Source organism: Gimesia alba, assembly GCF_007744675.1.
Classification (GTDB): domain Bacteria; phylum Planctomycetota; class Planctomycetia; order Planctomycetales; family Planctomycetaceae; genus Gimesia; species Gimesia alba.
The window spans coordinates 2,115,152-2,131,891 of sequence record NZ_CP036269.1 but is presented as its reverse complement, the minus strand read 5'-3'; the positions used below and the strand labels follow the sequence as shown (position 1 = coordinate 2,131,891).

The 16,740-nt window shown below is 51.0% G+C and carries 7 protein-coding genes; 2 read left to right on the top strand and 5 right to left on the bottom strand.

Annotated features, from left to right (window positions below):
- Nucleotides 1-257 precede the first annotated feature (257 nt).
- Together Pan241w_RS08095 and Pan241w_RS08090 are read right to left on the bottom strand one after the other, a co-directional pair.
- Entirely contained in the window at nt 258-2,639 is a 2,382-nt protein-coding gene (locus Pan241w_RS08095; RefSeq protein ID WP_145213557.1) for an ABC transporter substrate-binding protein, read from the bottom strand.
- 532 nt (nt 2,640-3,171) lie between these two features.
- Nucleotides 3,172-8,361, bottom strand: coding sequence for a PVC-type heme-binding CxxCH protein (locus tag Pan241w_RS08090; protein ID WP_145213554.1), 5,190 nt, complete (start codon nt 8,359-8,361; stop codon nt 3,172-3,174).
- A 322-nt stretch (nt 8,362-8,683) separates the two neighbouring features.
- On the opposite strand from Pan241w_RS08090, the gene Pan241w_RS08085 reads away from it, so the two are divergent.
- Entirely contained in the window at nt 8,684-9,304 is a 621-nt protein-coding gene (locus Pan241w_RS08085) for a GntR family transcriptional regulator (protein ID WP_145213551.1), read from the top strand.
- 86 nt (nt 9,305-9,390) lie between these two features.
- Here Pan241w_RS08085 and Pan241w_RS08080 read toward each other — a convergent pair whose 3' ends face one another.
- Entirely contained in the window at nt 9,391-10,572 is a 1,182-nt protein-coding gene (locus Pan241w_RS08080; protein ID WP_145213548.1) for a fasciclin domain-containing protein, read from the bottom strand.
- A gap of 258 nt (nt 10,573-10,830) precedes the next feature.
- Entirely contained in the window at nt 10,831-12,630 is a 1,800-nt protein-coding gene (locus Pan241w_RS08075; protein ID WP_145213545.1) for an exo-alpha-sialidase, read from the bottom strand.
- Nucleotides 12,631-12,805: 175 nt separating this feature from the next.
- Here Pan241w_RS08075 and Pan241w_RS08070 point away from each other — a divergent pair, with 175 nt between their 5' ends.
- Complete coding sequence (locus tag Pan241w_RS08070) at nt 12,806-13,585, top strand: helix-turn-helix domain-containing protein (protein ID WP_198000397.1); 780 nt, start codon at nt 12,806-12,808, stop codon at nt 13,583-13,585.
- 21 nt (nt 13,586-13,606) lie between these two features.
- On the opposite strand, the gene Pan241w_RS08065 is transcribed toward Pan241w_RS08070, so the two are convergent.
- Nucleotides 13,607-16,618: a PVC-type heme-binding CxxCH protein gene (locus tag Pan241w_RS08065; RefSeq protein ID WP_145213539.1), complete on the bottom strand. Its 3,012-nt coding sequence runs from the start codon at nt 16,616-16,618 to the stop codon at nt 13,607-13,609.
- Nucleotides 16,619-16,740: the final 122 nt, after the last annotated feature.

Genomic DNA, 16,740 nt, shown 5'->3' with positions numbered 1-16,740 from the left:
ACTGGCTGATTAAAAGCAGCAGACTCTGTAAATGAGGAAAACTGCAACTCCTATGCGGCGTAATACTTAAGGCAACGACTCAATTCCGCGAGAAAATGCGAATATGAGTCAAACGGCAGCACAGAATTACCAGGCCAGCGTATTCTCAATAACGAATACGGGAGAACGATTGCTACTGAAGAACTGCTGACTTTTCTAACCGCAGCCAGGCAATCGCTCTATTGAGAATCGAACGCAATCTATTTAATAACAAAGACTTACTGCATTTCCAGTTCTTTGTATTGCGCTTTCTTATCCAAGACAGTCCCCCAGACCCGATTGGACGCCTGATGTCGTGAGGGGCCGAAGTTAATAATCGGCCCGATTCCCAAATCCAGATTATTGATCTGTTCCAGGGAATTAATGACATTCTCTGTGGTCAAGGCTTCTCCGGAAGCGACCGTTTTCTTCAAACCTTCCACAAAACATTCCGCAGCCAGGAAGCCTTCCAGAGAGACAAAACCTGGTTTCGATAATGGATAAAACTTTTTCATTGCTGCCCGGTAGCGCAGCACTCCACTGGCGCTGGAAAGATAATAGGGCACCACCTGAGTCACAATCACATCTTCGGCATAATCGGCCCCCATTTCTTTGAACTGCTGTGCCAGCAACTCACTGCCGACAAAGGAAACAGCGGCCACCTGTATGTTGAGCTTGCGATCCTTGATTTGCTGAACCATCAACGCAGCCGGTTTGAAGGTCGCCACCATGATCAACGCTTCAACACGGTCTTTATTCTGTTCGATGGTCTTGACGGCTTCTGTGATTTGTGTTGTATTTCTCTCATAGCCGACACGCAGGATATTTTCCGGCTGAACTTTATATTTTTCCAGTGCCTTGGCAACGCCCGCAAACCCATCGTCACCAAAGGAATCGTTTTGCGCAAAGACTGCGATTTTGTCCGGGGATATCCGTTTTTTCTCTACGAAATAGTGAACCATGGCCTCTGTTTCGTCAGCGTAACTGGCACGCAGATTAAACACATAGCGATCGGGAGGATCTCGCCTGAGACTTTTCGCTCCGGTCATCGGGGCAAAAAACAGGTATTTATTCTCATTAGCATAAGGCACGGTCCTGTTCGCGGTCGGTGTACCAACATTTCCGATCACAGCAAATACTTTATCACCTTCAAAGAGTTGGTGCATATTTTCGTGTGCCTGATCAGGCTCATAGCCGTCATCTTTGACAATCAGTTCAAGATTGCGGCCACCAATGCCTCCCGCTGCATTCACCGATTTGAAACAGGCCTGCATGCCCATCACCATATTACTACCCAGCTCTTTATTCGCCCCTGACATGGCAGTGGATGTACCTAAAATAATCTTGTCGGCAGTGATGCCTTGCGCCAGTTTCTGATTCGTCGGACTTACTTTGGCAGGTTTGCCAGTCGTCTCATGCTGTTCTCGATTCGTCCAGAAATAGTAGGGAACCAGAGTTAACAGCAGAAACGTCACAGTAAAAATGACCGCATTAAAAATCTTGCCTTTTAAGGGTGACGTTTCATTCTTACGTTTTGAGATATCCTTCAGATCTTCCTGATTGAGAACTTTTGTATCACCGTATCGTTCGGATTCGGTTTCCACGGCTTTTAAATCAGTCAGCATTTCCTCTGCAGACTGGTAGCGGTCTTCCGGCTTTTTGGCCATGGCCTTCTGAATAATTACAGCACACTTATCCGGAATCTTAGAATCCACATCCCGCGGATCAAGTACATCGGCATGACAGTGGGCATACATAATCTGTACGATGCTGCCGGCATCTTCATAGGGATGATCTCCGGTGAGCAGTGTGTAATAAGTTGCTCCCAGCGAATAGATGTCACTTCGATTATCAACGGTTTTCGATTCACACTGTTCGGGGCTCATGAAGTAAGGCGTTCCGATCAGCTGCCCGTCCTGAGTCAATTGTTGTGACTGCTGAATAACCCGTTTTGCTAAGCCGAAGTCCGCAACTTTGATGGTCCCATGTTTTGACTGCAATAAATTCCCCGGCTTAATATCCCGATGAACGAGGCCGGAAGCATGAGCGACCATCAATCCTTCACAGGCGTCGGCAATAATTCGGGTTGCTTCCAGGGGAGAATAGGGACCGATCGACTCCAGATGATCGTCGGCACTACCGCCGGTCATCAACTCCATCACGATAAAATAGACATCGCCTTCCTGGCTGATCTCATGAATCGAGACCACATGCGGGTGGGTTAAACGACCAGCCGCTTTGGCTTCTGCCAGAAAGCGGTCCAGCATTTTTTTGTCAGATGCCAGTTCCGCGGGCAACAACTTGATGGCGACATCGCGTTCAATCGTTGAATCATGCGCCTGATAAACAACCCCCATGCCTCCCTGCCCCAACAGGCCAGTGATTTGGTACTTGCCTAACTGACGTCCGATCCAGGCCGCGGCTTTGTCTGCGGAAGGCCCAACCGATTGATTGCCTGCTTTCTCCGCAGCACTATCCGCGCCAATCACGGTTTTGTCGATTTCATTGATATTGATCGGCGGAATTTCGTCGACCGTTTCCTCCTGGCTAATATCTACAGGCGGAAACTCATCGACGGTTTCTTCTTCACTGGCACGATTTTTAAAACCTTCGTCCGACACTTGTGACTTCCCTCAGATCGATTGTCTTGGACAGGGATACAGGAGACAAAACATTCTGACTTTTCTGCCTGCTTAGAATCAAATCCATTTCATAGGCCAGCCAGTTCCTCATCGGGAATCGCTATTTGGCCAGGTTTTTCCACTGATATTTAAATGAGGCATTTATAGATATACAGAATCATCGTGCATAAAAAAAATTTACGCAATCGATTTCTTTGAAAGTCAGCGTAATATCCCTGAAAAGTGAGAACATAATTTGAATCTTCAGGTTGATCTCATCTTAACTACCTCCAATAACGGTAGAATGTTGGCGTTTACACCTGATTTCCACCAATTATTTCGAGATCTGCTGAGTTATTATGTGCCCAGAAATCAGGTAATCTGAAGAGCATATAATCGGAACAACCTGCAGGAACGCAATAGTTTAGCTCAGCGCAACCGCGCAGTCTGCCTGAAATAGCATCCCAGGTCCAGCGGCCCCAATTCATGAAAAGAAGAGCATCGGGCACATCATGTCGTTATGAATGATCAACTACTGACTGGAAACTCGCAGGCGGATCGTTTTCAAGTCTAATAAAGCATTGTTGATCTTTCCCTCACTGCGAATCGCGAGCCTTGGTTTACCGGCAGGAAGGTTGATGGTTCCAATTTTTCGACTTTGATAGACGTCCCAACTCCCCGTTCCCGGCACACTCCAGGTCAGACGTTGCCCCGCCACTTCAAGTAACCCCCGGTTGCCCGCTTCTTTGGGAACGGCAAATTCGAGATAGACATCGTACTTACCGGATTGGGGGACATTCAAAGTCCAGACCGCACGATCGTTTTCGCTCTGCCAGTATCCCAGGTTTTTGTACTTGTTCTCGAATTTCAGAGTATTGCCGTAAATTTCCGCAAGCTGGGGAATCAGAAAATAATCGCCGCGCAACGCTTCGGCCTCGACGACCGCCGGCTCATTCCCGGCAAACGTTTTTCGCGGTAGTTCGGCTGTATTCAGATAAGCGATCAGGTCGGCCAGATCCTGGTGACTCATATCTTTTTCCAGCCCTTCCGGCATCAAAGACTTGCCGGTACTCAACAATTCATCCAGATCATCACGCAGCAACGTTTTCTGTTTCCCATCATTCTGAATCAGCGTGATGCTCTCGCCACTTTCTGCAGTGAGCAGGCCATTAAAGGTTAAACCATTCACGGTGACCGCGAGATAGCTGAGGTACTTACTTTCAATTGCCCGGTTCGGATCCAGAATTGCCGTTAACAAGGCCCGCTCTGATTTATCCGTCAATGCAGACAGATCAGGGCCAATCGGCTTGCCTTCCTTGTTGAGTTGATGACAAACAGAACACCGTTTGACAAAAATCTGATGTCCGGCTTGGGAATTGCCTTTGAGTGAAGAAATCGAAGCATATTTCTCGATCACTTTTGCCCGATTGGAATCGACAGAAGCAGCGAGCAAGTTCTTTGCTTTTTCACGCAGCTTGCTGTCTTTGTGGCTCAGTAATATTTGTCGGCTGGAGGCATCGATGTCGGAAGCGAGAATGGTTTTCTGCTCCAGGGCAGTTAACACAGAATGGGCCCATGCCTGGCGGCTTAACAGGGCACTCAAAACTTCTACGCGTAAGCCGGGACCGAAACTTTTCCAGCGTTCGAGCAACGTTCCAGGCGTGCGTTGGCTGCCAAACTGCGTGAGTGCCTGTACCGCTGCACTTTGGAGCTGACGCGAGTTGCGCGGAGAGAGCATTTCAGCCAGCAGTTCCAGATCCTGCTCCCGCTGATCAAATCCTCGACCCAGTAACGGTAATGCCTGCTTTTTGTTTTCGACAGACGCACTTTCATTGCCGGCGACAGTGCGGGCCTCCTGAAACAGCGGCTTCAATTGATCCAGGGCGGCCTGTAGACGCGGATTCGCTCGTTGATAAAATTGAGGCAGCGTCTGATTCCGCCGACTCAATGAATTGAGCAATGTCGCAACCGCCTGAAACTGCCAAGGTTCGAATGGTTTCCCGGCCGAACGTTGCCCCACCCTGTCATAAATTTGTGCGAGTGCCTGCTGCTGATTGGCAGAAACCGTCATCGCGACCAGAGAATTGAAAATCTGTGTGGGCGGCTGCTTGCCGTCCAGCTCCTGAAACAGTGCTGCCGTAAATGAATCCAGATGAGTTCCGACCGAGCTCAGAATGGCGGTACGCAAAAAGGCATCGTCATCATGAGCGAGCGCCATTTGCGCCAACGCCGTCCCCGCTTGCGGCGCGTTCCACTCGCCGAGAGAATACGCCAATTGCATTTGCAGTTGTAGATCTGGATCGCTGACGAGTTGCAGTAACTGCGGTCCGATTTCCGGAGATTCGTTCAACTTTGCTTCGCTGATCCGAATCGCATGGCGGCGTACGCCGGGATGCTTGTCTTTCAAAGCGGCTAATACGGTTTCATTCGAAACCTGCCCCAGCCCCTCCAAAACACACAGAGCATGCAGGCGGGCGGTGGCAGATTTGCCGTGATGCACCATTTTCCTTAATTCCGGGACGACCGCCTTATCTTTTCTGCTGACCATCAACTGATGTGCCATGTCGCGCTGTGTCCCATTCGGACATTCCAGAACCTGTACCAGTTCGGCGTTATTCAACTGATCCAGACGGGGAACCGGACGCAGCGGCGTATTGTCGCGGACGACGCGGTAGATCCGACCCTGCTCTTTCCCGGCCCGCAGATCGAGTTTTTCCTGCATCGCTTTGGGAATCCATTGCGGATGCTCAATCACGTGTCGATACATATCGACGACCCATAATCCTCCATCGGGGCCTGTGCGCGCCATGGTGGGACGGAACCAGTTGTCCGTCGACGCCATGAACTCAGAGCTCTGTTCGCTCTCGGCACGTTGGCTGGTGAAGGTAGTCCCTTTGGGTGAAACGATTTCCCGATGCACCAGATTGTGGACAGGTTCGCAAATAAAGGAATTGCCGACAAACTCCGGCCCCAGTAATTGATCGCGATAGAAACAGAGTCCACAGGCGGATGTAATGCGATTCACTTTGTTTAAATCATTAAAGCGTTCCTGAGTGCGACTGACGGGAAAGATGGTGGCCGCCCCCGGTTGAATGGAAACCTGGACTTTCGCGTTCGGTGCAATCAGGTTCTTGTTGCGTCGCAAATAATGGTCTGCCAGTGCGTAATGAAAGGCGGGGTTACTATTGTTACTGCCAAACCAGTTACCCCAGTCGTCCCGTTCCCGCCCGAACTGGGTTTGCCCCGACTGCGGATCCATCAAGCCGGCATCGGGTCTGATTCGTAAATCGCGACGGCCGAGCTTCAGTTTCTCTTTTGTCTTTGCCGAGATCAGTTCGCCGCCGGAATCTCCGTTAGCCAGATAAATCCAGTTATCGAGGCCCCAGCGCAGGCCATTCACCCGATGCTGCTGATTGCCTTCACCGAAGCCGGTATACAATGATTCGTGCAAGTCGGCTTTGCCGTCATCGTTTGTATCTTCTGCATAAAAAACCTCGGGCGCAGTGGTCACGATCACGCCATTTTTCCAGGCCATAACGCCCGTCGGGTAGCCCAGCCCCTCTAAGAATAATGTTGATTTATCGTATTTGCCATCCCCGTTGGTGTCTTCCAGATAACGCACACGTCCGGCGAATTCCCCTGATTCATCGACCCCCAGCGGATAGTCGGCCATTTCCGCCACCCAGAGTTTTCCATCTGCACCCCAGTCAAAGGCGACCGGGTCCTGCACCAGTGGTTCGGCTGCGACCAGCTCGACGTGAAAGCCGGGTTTGACTTCGATCGTCTTTAAAGCGACATCGGGAGACTTGGGCCGTGGTCCCCCTTCTTCCAATAATTCATCAAACGATTTGCCCGCGACCAGATGTTTCAGCTTGGCGGTATTTTCATTTTGTACCCAGAGATGTTTGGAATGAAACCAGGCGCCGTTATTCGTGCCGTTGCGTGAAATCGCAGGCATATCATCGCCGTCCTGACGCTCTTTCTGGAACACTTTTTTCCAGCCGTCTTTCAGGGATGTGAAGAGATGCAGTGAATATCGATCCTCATTGGAAAATAGAGCATCCGCAAAACCATCTTCATTGATGTCGGCAAAACGCAAGCCGGCATCGCGACCCTTCCCATCAACAATGGTTGACTCTTCCGGAAGCGACCAGGGCAATTTCTGCCAGCAGGAATCAGTTTCTGACCAGGCAAAGACCGCCTGTTGTTTCGGATTCGAGACGATGAGTTCGCATTGGCCGTCGTTGTTCAAATCTCGCAGTCGAAGTCCCTGATCGGTGTCGTTCTTAAGTGTTAACAGAGCCGCCTTACCTGTTGGCAAGCCTGTGAGCAGGCGTTTGTCTTCAACCCAGCTTCCCGCGTGAAACCGCCAGGCGGAGGATTTTTCTGGCGTCAGTGTTAATAAAATGACTTCCCCATTCAGCACACCAAAACGGCTGCGAGTGGCCTGATTCCCCTCGGAATCAGGTTGAGACACCAGTCGCGTGGGGAAGCTGGATTCACTCCAGGTCTGCTGCTTCGGATTCCAGATGCGTGTTTTCTGAACGCGTTCATTACCAATCACCACGTCCATAAAGCCGTCATTGTTCAAGTCCAGCAGTCGCACGCCATTATCGGCACCGCTCGCATTTCGTAACGGTTGGCCTGCCAGTAGATGCTCGTTCATTCGCTGAAGCACATCTTGAAACGAAAGGAACTGCACGGCCGATCCATGCTTCGTCACGGCATGGTCAATCAGTTTGATGATCTGCTCGTTGCTGATCCAGCCATGCGGATGATAGACCAGATTGAACGTGCCCTGTTTGACGACGGTTGCATCCAGGACGGCGGTCCAGTCTCGCACGGTCAGTGGATTATTCTTCTTCTGTCGATGTTGAGCCGACCAGTCACTGGGAGTCACGCAGGAAAATTCCCAACAGAGTCGCGAGATGGGGTACGGATAAGGATAGTCGAAAATCGTATTCACAAAACCGCGATCGACGGGGACGTATTTTTCAATTTTCCCCTGCCCATCGGCGTCGAGGACATATTCTTTGGGCAGTTCCGGATCATTGGCCGTGAAGACATGAAAGACCGACGTATCGATTTGCAGAAAGTTTCCCTGGGGTGAGCGACTGTTAAAGATCTCGGTAAAAAATCGCGGGCTGACTGTATTCAATGAATCGCAACAGGGCATACGGTAGGCAACGGGCTGGCTGTTGGGAATCTCATTCAATAGATCAATACAACGATCCACAGTCCCCTTCGCTTTGTCGAAGTCGCGATCCTTTAACAGTGGACAGGGATGGTCATAGGTATGCACGTCGATGCTCACCCCTTCTTTGATCCATTTCTGTAAATGGGGATCGTTCGGATCGACGCGGCACGTCATAATGCTCGCGCCGGCACGACCGTTGATTTCTTTGAGTCGTTCCAGAATCGGCCGCAGATAGGCTTCGTACTTCTGAATGTCGCGCATGTCATCAATGGCGAGCACGCAGACCGCTTTGACCTTTTTATCGCCATACCATTGGGGTGTAACCAGCTTGGGAAATTTCTGCGAGACGTAATAAGGATCATCCTGATCGAGATAGACCAGACGGTTTCCGAGATTCACTTGTGGTTCCGCCGCCGAGGCAACAGGAGCAAAGCCGACACTGACGGTCAGCAACAACAGCGCCAGCAATTTAAAACCAGAGTTTGTTGAGCCACTTTCAGGGGATCGAGTGAACGAAACAGTCATCTAAATATCTCCACAGCCAAATCAGGCGAGCGCGAACGACTTCCCGGAAGTCAACATGACACCATCTCTTTTAGTCTGGCGGAAGTACTCTAGCCTGTCAACTTAAGACATAACATATTGTATACAATTTTACCAAAGGCATTTTTCTCACATCGACAACAACCAACCAAAACACAACCTTTAAGCAATACAGCAAGCCTGACTCTCATTTATCTTCCTAACCAATACTGGATTCCCAGGTCATGATTGTTTACAATTACTCAAAACATGATCCAAAACAGAAAGCCAACCCATTCACCAGAGATGAAGAAGCGGTGCTATTATGAGTCAAACCGAGCTAGCACAGAATCAGAAGCAAGAAATTGTAGACCTGCTACGGATGGAAATCATTACGGGGCGAATTCAAGAAGGCACGCCGTTACGCGAAGTGAGCCTGGCGGAACGGTTTCAGGTCAGCCGGGCGCCGATTCGAGAAGCGCTCAAACAACTGGCCCACGAGGGCATGGTGGAGTCGAAACCCAACTGTGGAGTACGTGTGGCGCCCTCTTCTTCTGATTCGATGCAGGAACTGGTGATTCCATTGAGGCAGACGGTTGAATCGTTCGCCTTGAAATCGATTTTTGCCGACCTGGATGAATCGGATTTTGCCGAATGGGATTCGATTCTGGATGAAATGAAAGTCGCCTGTGAAACGCACGACTATGTCCAACTCGCGGAACTGGATATCAAGTTTCATCAGTCCATCGTCGCGAGATCACCGGAACAGGGTTTGATGTCGATCTGGATCACACTCGTCTCCCGCTTGCGGCGTCACTTCCTGGAAGGATTTCAGCAGCCCCACGATCCAATGAAAATTTATTACGAGCACGTTGCGATTGTGGCAATGTTTCGTACCGGAAAGCTCGAAGTTTCCATCCAGGCGCTGATCTCGAATATTGATTAAAACTCAAAACCTGCCTGCGATTGAAAAAACTCCCGTCGCCATAGAGACCATGACCACGGGAGTTCAAAACGGAAGAGTACTTTCATTTAGAGAGCTGACATTTGCATGTAAGCATGATCCAATGCATGTCTCAGGGTCCATGCCTGCTGTGAGGCGCAGTGCATTTTTTCAGAGTGGGTTAGTGCCCGCTTCATGTTGACGCGAATTTCTTCCGGCATGTTATCTACGCTGTCCAGCATGGTTTGCATCGTTTTTTTGTATAATTTTGTTGTTTCACCATAGTGCCCGTGATTATACAAATTGGCCCCGCGTGCGACTGTGTGCTTGATTTTCTCACACGCTTCTACAGCACTGAGTTTCTTATCCTCAGGAGGCATGATGACTGTATCAATGATGTGAATCACGCCGTTTGATGCATCGATGTCTGTTGCCAGCAACTTCGCATTATTTACTTTAGCGACACCGTTGGAAGCACTGATTTTCACCTTCTTGCCTTGCAGTGTTTTCGCTTTGCCCGCAGCCAAGGCATCTTCGGAGTAAACGCGTCCTGCGACGACATGGTATTTCAGAATCGCTGCCAGCTTTTCTTTATTTTCCGGCTTCAAGAGACTGGCGACAGTACCTTCCGGAAGTTTCGCGAATGCTTCATCGGTGGGAGCAAAGACCGTAAACGGCCCTTTATTCGCAAGCACATCTGCCAGACCTGCTGCTGTTGCCGCTGCGAGGAGTGTCTTGAATTTTTCTGCTTCCGAGGCGGTGACGACGATGTTTTTCTCACTGGGGAGAATCACACTGTCAATCACATGGATGATGCCGTTGGAACACTCGATGTCAACGGCTTCCACGCTGGCACCGTCAACTTTGACTTTCCCGCCCTGCGTCTGAATATCGGCTCGCTGTCCATTTAATGTCTTGGCACCTTTTAATTTTACGACATCCTTCGAAGCGACTTTACCTGGCACGACATGGTATGTCAGAATCGCGATGAGCTGGTCTTTGTTCTCTGGTTTCAACAGGGTTTCTACTGTTCCCGCCGGCAGCTTTTTGAATGCCGCATCGGTGGGAGCGAAAACGGTGAATGGTCCTTTGCCCTTTAGTGCGTCTACGAGATCAGCGGCTCCCAATGCAGCCGCCAGTGTTTTGAACGAACCCGCGTTAACAGCGGTGTCGACAATGTCTTTTTTCTCAGCGGCATGGGTGAACGTGGCTGAAAACGAAACAGCTAAAATCGTCGCGAATGCCACTGATGTTTTTAATAAGCGTTTCATCTAACGAACTCCTTCAATGAGGGGAGGTTATTAACTCAGTTTTTGATTGAACGTTTTGAAACATGAAGTGGCCACTCAATTTTCTTTACTGTTGCAACCTTAGAATGTCAGCCTTAGTTGACAAGCAGACCATTTTGAATTTTCGCGAAATCGATTCGCGCCGTATTCGCGCACTGCGCCCCCGAATCTTTCGATATGGGAATCTCAAAGACTTTAAGGGAGTTTCAGAAGAGCGCCGAAAAAAGAAAACGCTGGATTTCACTGTCCAGAGTTTGAATCTGCAGGGACCTGCAATGATTCAAGGGGCAGAATCGACAGGCCACAATCCTCCTTACCGATGGAATACACAACGTAGAGTTTGCCATCGTGCTCATGGGCATAGGGATACGACCACTGCTTCCCTTTGGCAAATCCGGTAAAGCGGGGAGGCCCGGACTTGCCGTGACGGATCTTCCACATCCGGCTCAATGTAGTTTCCCCTGGCTTACTCACCGAAATCACCAGCGTGTCTCGGTTCTTTAAATTCGAAACCAGATATTCCTGTCCCGTACTTAACTTTCCGAAATAGGCCTTACTGCGCGGCATGGGTAAATTACTCTGCTTTGCGGGAGACCAGGTCCGGCCATAGTCATCGCTGGTCGCGATCCAGGCCACACCCGCACCGCCGCGAATAATGGCGCGCACAGTCTTCCCGCTTGCCATCACCGTGGTTTCGGCAAAGGACGGCTTCAGTTCGGGGGGAAACGGAATCAACACGGTATCCCAACGGGTAAGATCATCCCCGTGACTGATGGCAACGACGGGCAAGCCGTCTTTGTCCTGTCCGCCGGTAATCAGATTCCCGTTCTCCATGCGCACCGGTTCGTCATAAGGCCAGCAGTTCTGCATGACAATACCCTGTGACTCCCAAGCATCGGTGGCTTCATTCAAGACAAACGCTTCTGCCTGCAAGCCGGGAAATCGCTTTGCCGGTTTGCCGATCCCAAACCGACTGCAGATGGTCCAGAGCTTCCCCTGATGCACCAGCAATACGCCGTGACTGTGACGGTCAGGACCTTCAAAGCCCGGGCCGATTATTTCCAGATCCGACCAGGTCTTGCCGCCATCTTTCGAACGTCGGCCCTGCAGTGTTTCCTCTGGACCGTTTTCATTCTTCGGACTGTTGGCCCAGTTCGCGTATAACGTTCCCTTGTGAGCGATAATGGCGGCACCATGCAGAAATTTATAACCGTCTTTCGTAGCACGGTGAATCGTCTGATGCGTCATTCCGGGCACGAAGGGAATTTTTTCGAAGTCAGCCGGAATCGGTGGACCCGTCCAAAGCGTCACCGGTTTCGGCAATGGTTTGACCATTCCCGGCGAAGGAAGCTGTGGCCCTCCCTGCACAATCAGGTCATCAACATAATACCAGGCATCCGGTGCCAAACGTTTGCCGGACACGAGTGCGATGCCTGCGAGATCCAGATTGGTACGATATGTGTGGAGTGTGCCTGTGGGCTTTTTCGGTAAAGAGAGCGTCCCCGGTTGGGACAACCAGAAATCAATTCCCGGTTGCTTCGCATCAAAGACCATCTTCAGGCGATGCCACACGGGATGGTCCGCATCGGTTGATGGCTTTACATTGCGCGAAATCACCTGCCAGGTTTTAGTGCGTCCGTCGTACTGCTGCAACGAACCATTCTGAATACACAGATTAAACTGGCTTGCATCCTGTCCCTTTGGCTCGAAGGACCAGAGATTCAACGAACGCCCTTTACCCGGTGAAAACGCAAACGAAAGTTCAATAAGAACTCGCTGCTGTGGTTCAGAAAACTCAAACGCAAGTGCGGTCAGCCTTCCGGAATCCGAACGCACTGCTTTGAGGCACCGAGATGACTGCCCCGCGCCCAATCCCACCACCTTGACGTCGGGTTTCGAACCGGGAAGAAATGCCATCCCGCCCTGAGGCGGTTCTCCGACCGCCTCCGCTTCAAAATCACGTTGCAGAAGCAGCTTCTGCTCTGCGAATCCAGTCAGCGGGATCAGTAACCAGACAAGAAACATCAATATCGGTTTCATCAGAGATTCCTTAGCGCGTTCATTCAATGGATGTAGACTCTCATTCTACTTAAACTCAGTTTCACAAGCAGTCCCGGGAACCATCCATTTTACTTTCTGTGCAAACGGATACAATATTGTATAGATGCAACTTGGCGCGCGAATTCACATAGGACGTATTCGAAAAACAGAGACAATGAATCAAACACCAATGAAATCCGTAACCAGACTGCGTGCGACTCTGGAAAGTTTTGCCGCGCGTTATGCAGCTGAAAATGTACAGCAAGGCAGCGATCCCCAGAAGTTACTCAAGCGGTTTCAAAAGCTGCAAATCGCATCCGAAAAAGGAGATTATCGCCGCTTTGCCAATGATGACCGGGGGCTGCATCAGGCAATCATCGACCTGGCTAACGTACCCGGTTTAGCCCAGTCGTGGCAGGCCGCGTTTGAGGCACAGAATGCGTTCCGTATTAAAACGATCAAAGAATGCTGGCCCGATCTTTCAGTTTTGTTTGAATCGCATCGACCGCTGGTGGATGCAATTGTCGCCGGCAGTGTGGAAGAAGCGGAAGAGGAAGCGTTGACTCACCTGGATGCCATTTGGTTTCGGCTGGCTGATGCTACCCACGACCAATCTCTGCCGCGCGACCCCTTGTCCCGCGCCTGTGCGTATCTGGCGTTTCATTTCCATGAATCAATTCGACTTCCGGAACTGGCAAAGCAGATCGCCGGATGCAGCCCGGGCCATCTGGCGCGTCTGTTCCGCGACACATTGGGGCTGGGATTCAGTGACTATCTGATTGAACTGCGGATACAGAAAGCAGCGAATTTGCTGCGACAATCGAATCGTCCCATCCACGAGATTGCCGCGCGGGTCGGCTATGCCGATCCTTCCCGATTTACCATTCATTTTCGCCGCCGCTTCGGACAGACGCCGAGCGAATTCCGTCGTCGGTTCGTGCGAATTGTGACCTGACTCGCATCCTCAGAAAATCGACTATTTGGTTGCATTCAGATAAGCGAGCAGGTCGGCCATTTCCTGTTTGTTGATCTGCTTTTCGAGTCCTTCGGGCATAAAGGAGAGCTTCGAGCTGATCATTTCATCAATGTCAATGCGGAGCACAGTATCCTGTGTTCCATCGGCGCGGGCGATGGTGATGCTGTTCGCATTTTCTTCTTTGATCAGTCCTGTAAGCGTTCTGCCTTGCGTGGTGACGAGCAGATAGGTCACATACTGTGGCTTCACTTCCCGATTCGGATCGAGAATATTCAGCAGAACCGCTTCCGTGCCGCGATCTTTGATGGCTTTCAAGTCGGCACCGAGTTGCACGCCGACATTCTCCAGACGGTGGCAGGCAGAGCAGGCTTTCTTGAACACCAGTTTGCCGTTCGCGGGATCTCCCTTGAGTTTGAGCGCGGCCTGATATTCTTTGACGATATCGGAGCGCCCCGTTAATCGCTGATTATGAAACAGGGCATCGGCCCGTTTCTTGATTTTGCTGTCCGGATTTGTCTTTAACAGTTGAACCCGTTCGGGGCTGATATCGCCGGGGTTAATCTTGCCTGCCTTGATCGAATCGAGCAAACTCACCATCCAGGGCTTGCGGGAAAACAGAGTTTCGACCGCACTCATTCGTAGCTGCGGACTGAAGCCCGGCCAGGACTCAATCAGCAGTGCGGCAACACGAAGATCGTTAACCAAACCCAGCGCCGTGATGGCGCGCTGGCGGATTGGCAAAGGTTGCTGTACGGTAAGCAGTTCTTCGAAGACATCTCCGGTATCATCAAATTTTCCAATGCTCAATGTCGGAATGGCATCCACGCGGGCTTTCACAGGCAGTTTGGCATTGGTAGCCTGTTGCATCGCGGTTTGCATCATCCCTTTCAAAAGCTTCGCCGTATGTCCGCTGGACGATTGGTTTATCACCGTTTTCGTGGTCCCCGAAGCGCGAGAGAGCAAATTGCGGAATAAGATTTCGGCGAATTTCTGATCTGCTGCCGGCAACGATTTCAGAGACGACAAGAGCCGCTTCACGTTCTCTGAATCCTTCTGAGCTCCTATCTGCACTGCCAACGAGATAAGAAATGCCTGAGCCGGTTTCTGCTTGAGTAACGTTGGATTCTTCACCAGCAGTGCAAAGACTTCACCGGCTCCCTTGTTCAGAGAACTCTGAACGGCCATGCGCATCCATTTGTTATCTACATGGCGTGTCAGCAGATCAGCGAGTGCCTGATTGCGTGCTGAGGATTCAAAAGCGCCCAGTGAAAAAGCGGCCTGGTACTGGACTTCCAGCGATGGATCACTAGCCAGTGCCAGCATCTGTTTCTGAATATTAGCTGAGTTTGCATACTGCTCTGCGATCTGCAAGGCCTGTTTTCTGACTTGAAAATTCTCGTCCTTGAGCCCTTTGAGCAGCGTCCCCTCATCGAGTGATTTTGTCCCTTGCAGCGACCAGAGTGCGGTTGCCCGGGTAATCGGCTTGCCGGATTTTCTTGCCAGTTGAATTAAATCATTGCTGACGGAGGTATCCTGACGTTCGAACAACAGACGCTGGGCAGTATCGCGAGTCCAGCCGTTATCACTTTCCAATAATGCGACCAGTTCTTTTGAGGAAAGTGTTTCGAAATCGGGCAGTGTCGGCTGCTGAAAATCTTTGGGAACGATGCGATAGATGCGTCCCATTTCCTGACCGCCAATCGGATCGATGTGTTTCAGAATGTCTTCCGGGATGAAGGGCGCGCCTTCGATGAGCTCGCGGTACATGTCCAGAACGTACAACGCGCCGTCGGGTCCGTTCTCAAACTGGACCGGTCGAAACCAGACATCGGTCGAGGCCAGAAATTCCGCATCCTGATCGGCACGCGGTGCGACGAGAGACAATCCGTCGGGCTGGGGCGCGGCGCGATAGACCAGATTATTGGCGGGCTCGCCCACAAAGATGTTACCTTGAAATTCTAAAGGCCAAGCGTCTCCCCGATAAACGGTGACACCAGTGGCCGCCGTGAAGTAACCGGATGGGTTCCCTTTTTCATAGTCCCCTTTTGCACTCTGGGCACGCAATCGCGTTCGCAAAATGCGCCAGGGTTCAATCTGACTGATGCGGAGCAGTTTTGTAAATTTGCCGCCGGGGGCAATCGAAACGGGGGCTGCCGGTGGTGCCAGATAGGGATTGCGGGCGATATAACGGTCATCGTACATCAGCACCTGCATGGGAACGCCATTCGAGCAGACGAAGTTGCGGTTCCAGATTCCCAGGCTCATGCCATGCTGACCGCCGCCTGTGGTCAGTTCAATCGTACGGGTTTCAGGATCGAGAATGACCCCGCGGCCCCGGGTGTTGTAAGTTTTTTTCTCCTTGTCAGCGGCAACGGTAATCACGCCCCCATCGGTGCCTGTGGAAAAATGAATCTTGTTATCGAGGCCCCAGCGAAATGAATTGATCATGCCTTCGTCCCCTTTGTCGCGTCCAAAGCCGGTCATCACGATTTCGCGCACATCGGCTTTACGGTCGCCGTCCGTGTCTTTGCAGTAATAGACATAGGGCGGTGCGCCGACAAAGACGCCCCCTTTATAACTGCAAACCGCGGTGGGCAATGTCATATCGGTCAGGAAGGGATAGCTCTTGTCATATTTTCCATCGCCGTTGGTATCTTCCAGAAGTTTGACCGAACTGTAGCCCTCTTTGTTGGCATCGTTGTACTCGGGCATTTCGATGACGTAGGCACGCCCGCGCTCATCAAAACACATGGCGACCGGATCGCGGACCAACGGTTCTGCTGCGACGAGTTCGATTTGAAAATCATCGTGCAGCTTGAACGACTTCAATGCTTCGGCCGGCGTCCGCGGCAGGATGCGGGGCATCTCGGACGAATAATCGACCTTTGGTTTGGCATCTTCCGTTTTATCAGCTGAAATTGCACTCACTGTCAGACTGATCAGGAATACTGAAAAAACAGCAGTGAGTACGATCGTCAGGCGAACCTGTTTCAAAGAGGATGACAGCGGCATGAAAGGATCCTGTTGAGGTCTCAGGTGGGAATGACAAAGGGCGATTTGGCACGCCGGGAATATATTAACTTAGTTTATTATGAGGTCCCCTGAGAGGAGAATGAAGCGGGAGAGAGGAAAAG

What these genes read in the sequence shown, in the direction of transcription:
- Pan241w_RS08070 (WP_198000397.1), top strand. Translation starts at nt 12,806, where the DNA reads ATGAATCAAACACCAATGAAATCCGTAACCAGACTGCGTGCGACTCTG.
- Pan241w_RS08085 (WP_145213551.1), top strand. Translation starts at nt 8,684, where the DNA reads ATGAGTCAAACCGAGCTAGCACAGAATCAGAAGCAAGAAATTGTAGAC.
- Pan241w_RS08065 (WP_145213539.1), bottom strand. Translation starts at nt 16,618, where the DNA reads ATGCCGCTGTCATCCTCTTTGAAACAGGTTCGCCTGACGATCGTACTC.
- Pan241w_RS08075 (WP_145213545.1), bottom strand. Translation starts at nt 12,630, where the DNA reads ATGAAACCGATATTGATGTTTCTTGTCTGGTTACTGATCCCGCTGACT.
- Pan241w_RS08090 (WP_145213554.1), bottom strand. Translation starts at nt 8,361, where the DNA reads ATGACTGTTTCGTTCACTCGATCCCCTGAAAGTGGCTCAACAAACTCT.
- Pan241w_RS08080 (WP_145213548.1), bottom strand. Translation starts at nt 10,572, where the DNA reads ATGAAACGCTTATTAAAAACATCAGTGGCATTCGCGACGATTTTAGCT.